Consider the following 5,746-nt stretch of genomic DNA (forward strand, 5'->3'; position numbering starts at 1 on the left):
CGAACTGGGCTTCGGCGTGTGCCGCTTCGCCTCGGCCAGCGAGCCGTGGAGCGCGGGCGAGAAGCTGGCCCACTTTGTCGAAGCGGGCCGTCACGGCGACATGGGCTGGATGGAGACGACGCTGGAGCGCCGCGCCCACCCCACCGCCATGTGGGACGGGGCCAGGACCGCCGTCGTGCTCGGCATGAACTACGGTCCCGAGGCCGACCCCCTGCCCGAACTGGAAGACAGGTCCGCCGGCTATATCTCGGTCTATGCGCGCGGCGACGACTATCACGAGGTCATCAAGGGGCGGCTGAAGATCCTGGCCGGTCAGATGGCGGCGCGGCTGGGGCAGGAGGTGAAGGTTTTTGTCGACACCGCCCCCCTGATGGAAAAGCCCCTGGCCCAGCGCGCCGGTCTGGGCTGGCAGGGCAAGCACACCAATCTGTTGAGCCGCACCCACGGCAACTGGCTGTTTCTCGGCGTCATCCTGACCGCCGCCGAGATCGAGGCCGACGAGGCCGAGACCGAGCATTGCGGGCGCTGCACCGCCTGTCTCGACGCCTGTCCGACCAAGGCCTTTCCCGCGCCCTTCCAGATCGACGCCCGGCGCTGCCTCTCCTACCTCACGATCGAATATGCCGAACCCTGGCCGGTCGAGTTCCGCATCGCGGCGGGGCCGCGCATCTACGGCTGCGACGACTGCCTGGGCGCCTGTCCGTGGAACAAGTTCGCGCAAGGGGCGTCGGAGGCCCGCCTGCACGCCCGCGACAGTCTGAAGGGGCCGCGGCTGGCCGACCTGCTGGCGCTCGACGATCCCGCCTTCCGCGCCCTGTTCGCCAAGAGCCCGGTCAAGCGGATCGGCCGGGATCGGTTCATCCGCAACGTGCTCTATGCGGCGGGGAACTCCGGCGACGCCGCGTTGATCGCGCCGGTCGAGGCCCTGCTGGACGATCCGGCCCCCGTGGTGCGCGGGGCGGCGGTCTGGGCCCTGTCGCGGCTGGATGGCGAGCGGTTCGCGGCATTGCGCCAAGAGCGGCTAGCGGCGGAAACCGACGAGACGGTTAGATCGGAGTGGCTCTAACCGCCGTCATCCCGGACGAAGGCTTGCGAAGCGAGCCGAAGATCCGGGACCCAGACAGTTGAGATCGATGGGACGAGGCCGTGCTTGAAGCAACCGCCTGGGTCCCGGATCGGCCTGACGGCCGTCCGGGATGACGGCAACAAGTTCAGACGTCAGCCGAACCCACGCCGCGACCGCCGCCCGGCACCGGCGCCACGTCCAGCAGCTTCAACCGGAACACCAGGACGGCGTAGCCGGGGATCAGCGGCGGGCCGCCCGCTTCGCCGTAGCCCAGCTCGGGCGGGACATAGAGCAGCCACTCGTCGCCAGGCTTCATCAGTTGCAGGGCCTCGGTCCAGCCGGGCACGACCTGTTCAGGCGAAAAGACGGCGGGCGAGCCGCGCTTGAACGAGCTGTCGAAGACCGTCCCGTCGGTCAGGCTGCCTTCATAGTCGACGCGCGCCAGATCGTTGCGATCGGGACGGACGCCGCCCGCCGGACCGCTGGCGACCACCTTGTACTGCAGGCCCGACGGCAGGGTTTGCACCCCCTCCGCCGAAGCGTTGGTCTTCATGAAGGCGGCGGCTTCTTCCGCATTCTTGGCCAGATCGGCGCTGGGTGCGGCGGGCTGGCGATTACAGGCGGCCGTAGCCAGCAGGGCGGCGACGGCCGCCGCGGCAAATGCGGGCTTAGCCCATGCGAAGTTCATAGCCACGTTCCTTGAGAGCTTCGCCGATTTCCTCGGCATGTCGGGCGTCGCGGGTCTCGACCATGATGTCGAACTCCGCCCCCTTGGCCGGCACGTCCAGCGCCAGCCGGTTGTGCACGACGTCGATGATGTTGCCGCCCAGCCCGCCGATCACGGCGGCCATGGCCGACAGCATGCCGGGGCGGTCGTCGCCCAGGATGCGATAGACGATCAGGCGCTTCTCGCGGACCATTTCGCGGTTCAGCACCACGGCCAGCATGCGGGCGTCGATATTGCCGCCGGTCAGCTCGACGCCGACCTTCATGCCCTTGAAGCGTTCCGGATTGGCCAGGATGGCGGCCAGACCGCCGGCGCCGGCGCCCTCGGCCACCGTCTTCTCCAGCGTCGCCAGCAGGGCCACGCCCTTTTCGAAATCGGCCTCCTCGCAGACGAAGACCTCGTCGATCAGGGCGTCAGCCAAAGCGAAGGGAATTTCCCCCACGGCCTTGATGGCGATGCCCTCGGCGATGGTCTGGCCGCTGCACCTGGCCGGCTCGCCGCGACGGCGGGCGGTGAAGGAGGGATAGCGGGCCGCCTCGACGCCGAAGATCTTGATGTCCGGCTTGATCGCCTTGGCGGCGATGGCGCTGCCGGCGATCAGACCGCCGCCGCCGATGGGGATGATCAGGGCGTCCAGATCGGGCGCGTCCTCGATGAACTCCAGGCCGCAGACCCCCTGCCCCGCCACGATGCCCTCGTCGTCGAAGGCCGAGACGAAGACGTAGCCGTGCTCGGCCTGAAGCCGCTTGGCCTCCTCGGTCGAGGCCGAGAAGTCGAGGCCGTGGATGACGACATTGGCCCCGTGGGCGCGGGTGCCGTCCACCTTCACGAAGGGGGTGCCCTCGGGCATGACGATGGTCACGGGCACGCCGAGGCGGCCGCCGTGGTAGGCCAGGGCCTGGGCGTGGTTGCCGGCCGAGGCGGCGACGACGCCGCGTTTCATCTCGTCCGGCGTCAGCTGCAGCAGCCGGTTCAGGGCCCCACGCTCCTTGAAGCTGCCGGTGAAGTGCAGGTTGTCGAACTTGATCCAGATCTCGGCGCCGGTCAGCTGCGACAGGCGACGCGAATAGCGGACGGGCGTGCGGTCGACCTGACCGGCGATGCGGGACTGCGCCGCGCGGATGTCGTCGATGGTGACGGTCATGAAGTCCCTGAAAACGTTTCTCGGCCGGTCTCTGCGCCCGGTCTCCGGCGCTCTTGTGGCGCAGGCCGCGACGGCGGGCAACCTTGACTCATCGCATCACGGGGGGCCATGCCGGTAGCGCTTGAAACGAGTTTCGGAGCCCCTTCATGTCGAACCGCCGCCCTTCCCTCGCCCTCGCCGCCGCCCTCGCGGGCGGGCTGGCGCTCAGCGCCTGCGCCACCACGCCCATGGGCGGCGGGATCAGCGCCGGCTCGACCGAGTTCAGCGCCGACGCCTTCGCCTGGTCGACTCGCGCCGGTCAGGCCTCGATCGAGGGCCGCGTCGCCTTCGCCCAGGACGGCAAGACCTTCAACTGCGTCGGCAACGTCGGCCTGATCCCCGACACCGGCTACACTCGCGCCCGGATGCAACGCCTCTACGGCTCAACCGATCGGGCCGCCGTCCCCGCCGCCGTTGTGCGCGCTCGCTCGGCCGGCGAACAGGGCGCCGACTACCGGGCCTTCGAGCGCGCCGAGCCCTGCGCCAATGACGCCTTCCGCTTCAACGGTCTGCCCGACGGCAGCTGGTTCCTGATCTCGCCGGTCAAGGCGGGCGACGACATCATGGTGGTGATGAAGCGCGTCCAGACGCGGGGCGGGCGTATGATCAACGTCACCCTCGGAAGTTGAACGGCGCCGGGGATCGGCGTTCGCCATCCTTTGGCCTTATCGGACCGCTCTCTGAACTGATCCATTCCTGGACAGTCGGGGAGCGCGTTCTTGTCCCAGCATAATATCATCGGCTCCGAAGCCTTCAGCCAACGCCCGTTCGTGATCATCCGCGGCGTCAAGACAGGCGGCATCCGCCGCCGTCGGTCGGGCTCGGCCGCCGCCTATGTCATCGTCGCGGTTCTGGCCCTGTCGGCGGGCGCGGCCGTCGCCGCCTTCGCCCTCGGCCCCCTGCTGGTCCAGCCGGCCGACGCCGCGCCCGGCGTATCGCCTCCCGCCGCCTCGACGCCGGCCCCTTAGGGGCCGATGAAGCTCAGAGCCTCGGCGAACAGTTCGCCGCGGCTGCGCACGCCCAGCTTCTGATAGGCGTGCTTCAGATGGGTGCGCAGGGTCTCGATCGAGATGTCGAGCGTCTGGGCGATGCGGCCGGTCTCGACGCCGGCCAGCAGCATTTCGATGATGCGGCCCTCGGACGGCGTCAGCAGGTGGTTCTCGATCAAGGCTTGAAAGCGGATTTCGCTGCGGGCCCGTTGCAGGGTCAGGCCGATCAGCACGTCGGGCGGTCCGCAGACCTCGCGCGCCCAGGCCACCCAGTGGCGCCCGCCCTCGCCCGGCACCACCGCGCAGCCCGCCTCCTCCGGCCGGGCCGCCGCCACCAGACTGCTGATGATGGGCGACCGCGGCGTCAGCCGCCCGTCGCAGACCTCGAACGCCTCGCCGTCGTCGCGCAAGGCGCGCGCCGCCTCGTTCAGCCACAGGACATCAAGGTCGCGCGTCACGATCAGACGGGCGCGCCGTTCGCCGTCGATCCAGTTGGCCAAGGCCCGGCCGCAGGCGGCGCCCGGCTCGTCATCCTCATCCGCGACCGAGATCGGCCGGCGCCGATCATGCGACACCCGGCGATCCGATGAAAACCAGAACGGTTCCTGCGTCAGCCCGCGAGAGCTTCCCGCCTCCACAAACCCCTGTCCCACACCAAGCCTCCCAGCTCTGGCCGTCCCCGTCCGACCCGGTTAGCCCCCTTTCGTCACGCGAACCTCAACCCTGAACCGAGGCAACATACCTCAAAATATTCACCTTCGCATCCCACAGATTGGTGATACGCCAAGACACAAAATATACCTATTATTACAAGACCGAAACAATCATTTGCGAATGCATTACTTTCTATAACTAGTATTAAATCTTAAGATTTAAGCAAAAACGGAGCAATTCAAATGAAACAGTGATTACTAATAAAAAGTTAACAACTCAAGATGTTGAAAAAGGATAATTTTTTCAAAAACGCCCACAGCCGACCGCCCGCAAGACGCCGTTGCGAACCGCGTTCCGGAGCCGATCGACAAGACATTGCTTTGATTTCTCGGCGCGCCTCGCCCAGGGCGTCCGACCAGCCTTGCCCCGCCGGGACGCTGCCGGCGCGCGGCGTAGAATTCAGACCCTGGCGCGCCGATCGCCACCACCGCGTTTGCGGGATCGACGCGGCAAAGGGCGGGCCGGACGGGAGCACGATCGCGCTTTCGTTCAAACATGGGCGCTTCGGCGCGACGGCCTCGACGCGGAACAGCACGCCCCCCAGCGTTCCGCACGACCGGAGTCGTCGCCGAAGCGCCAGGCCTGCCCCCAATGACAAATCGCCGCCCTGGACCCCCAGGACGGCGATTGCGCAGCGGTTGACCCGAGAGGTCTGAGACCTAGGCGAGCGCCTTGGCCGGATCGTCCGAGGGGCCGCCCTCGGGGATGTCGTCCAGTTCGCCTTCCCACTTGGCGACCACGGCGGCGGCGACGGAGTTGCCGACCACGTTGGTGGCCGAGCGGCCCATGTCGAGCAGGTGGTCGACGCCCAGGACGATGGCGATCCAGGCCTCCGGCAGACCGAAGTAGGTCAGGGTCGCCATGATGACCACCAGAGAGGCGCGCGGGATGCCGGCGATGCCCTTGGACGTCACCATCAGCAGCAACAGCATGAAGACCTGCTGCGAGACGCTGAGGTGCACGCCGTGCGCCTGCATGATGAACATGGTGGCGAAGGTGCAGTAGAGCATCGAGCCGTCGAGGTTGAACGAATAGCCCAGCGGCAGGACGAAGCTGACGATGCGGCG

The 5,746-nt window shown here is 67.7% G+C and carries 7 protein-coding genes; 3 read left to right on the forward strand and 4 right to left on the reverse strand.

Annotated features, from left to right (window positions below):
• Positions 1-1,066 (forward strand): tRNA epoxyqueuosine(34) reductase QueG (gene queG, locus VGE49_RS02840; protein ID WP_331033072.1); only part of this gene is annotated, 1,066 nt, incomplete at its 5' end.
• 145 nt (positions 1,067-1,211) lie between these two features.
• Here queG and VGE49_RS02845 read toward each other — a convergent pair.
• Entirely contained in the window at positions 1,212-1,754 is a 543-nt protein-coding gene (locus VGE49_RS02845) for an FKBP-type peptidyl-prolyl cis-trans isomerase (protein WP_331033073.1), read from the reverse strand.
• Positions 1,735-2,937, reverse strand: a complete 1,203-nt coding sequence (locus tag VGE49_RS02850) for a threonine ammonia-lyase (protein ID WP_331033074.1) — start codon at positions 2,935-2,937, stop codon at positions 1,735-1,737. The genes VGE49_RS02845 and VGE49_RS02850 overlap by 20 nt, the downstream gene beginning before the upstream one ends.
• 146 nt (positions 2,938-3,083) lie before the next feature.
• On the opposite strand from VGE49_RS02850, the gene VGE49_RS02855 reads away from it, so the two are divergent.
• Together VGE49_RS02855 and VGE49_RS02860 are read left to right on the forward strand one after the other, a co-directional pair.
• On the forward strand, positions 3,084-3,605 hold the full coding sequence (locus VGE49_RS02855; RefSeq protein WP_331033075.1) for a hypothetical protein: 522 nt from the start codon (positions 3,084-3,086) through the stop codon (positions 3,603-3,605).
• Between the two features lie 90 nt (positions 3,606-3,695).
• The gene (locus VGE49_RS02860) at positions 3,696-3,944 is read left to right on the forward strand and encodes a hypothetical protein (protein ID WP_331033076.1); all 249 of its coding nucleotides are present in this window, start codon (positions 3,696-3,698) and stop codon (positions 3,942-3,944) included.
• Here the strand turns inward: VGE49_RS02860 and VGE49_RS02865 are convergent.
• Both VGE49_RS02865 and VGE49_RS02870 read right to left on the reverse strand, forming a co-directional pair.
• The gene (locus tag VGE49_RS02865; RefSeq protein ID WP_331033077.1) at positions 3,941-4,540 is read right to left on the reverse strand and encodes a helix-turn-helix transcriptional regulator; all 600 of its coding nucleotides are present in this window, start codon (positions 4,538-4,540) and stop codon (positions 3,941-3,943) included. The genes VGE49_RS02860 and VGE49_RS02865 overlap by 4 nt on opposite strands.
• A 798-nt stretch (positions 4,541-5,338) precedes the next feature.
• Positions 5,339-5,746: dicarboxylate/amino acid:cation symporter (locus VGE49_RS02870; RefSeq protein ID WP_331033078.1), on the reverse strand; the 408-nt coding region annotated here is incomplete at its 5' end.

It is taken from the genome of Brevundimonas sp. (assembly GCF_036405315.1).
Taxonomy (GTDB): Bacteria; Pseudomonadota; Alphaproteobacteria; order Caulobacterales; family Caulobacteraceae; genus Brevundimonas.

Bases quoted from the DNA above. Each gene is read 5' to 3' on its own strand.
- VGE49_RS02845 (WP_331033073.1), bottom strand. From the start codon at position 1,754: ATGAACTTCGCATGGGCTAAGCCCGCATTTGCCGCGGCGGCCGTCGCC.
- VGE49_RS02850 (WP_331033074.1), bottom strand. From the start codon at position 2,937: ATGACCGTCACCATCGACGACATCCGCGCGGCGCAGTCCCGCATCGCC.
- VGE49_RS02855 (WP_331033075.1), top strand. From the start codon at position 3,084: ATGTCGAACCGCCGCCCTTCCCTCGCCCTCGCCGCCGCCCTCGCGGGC.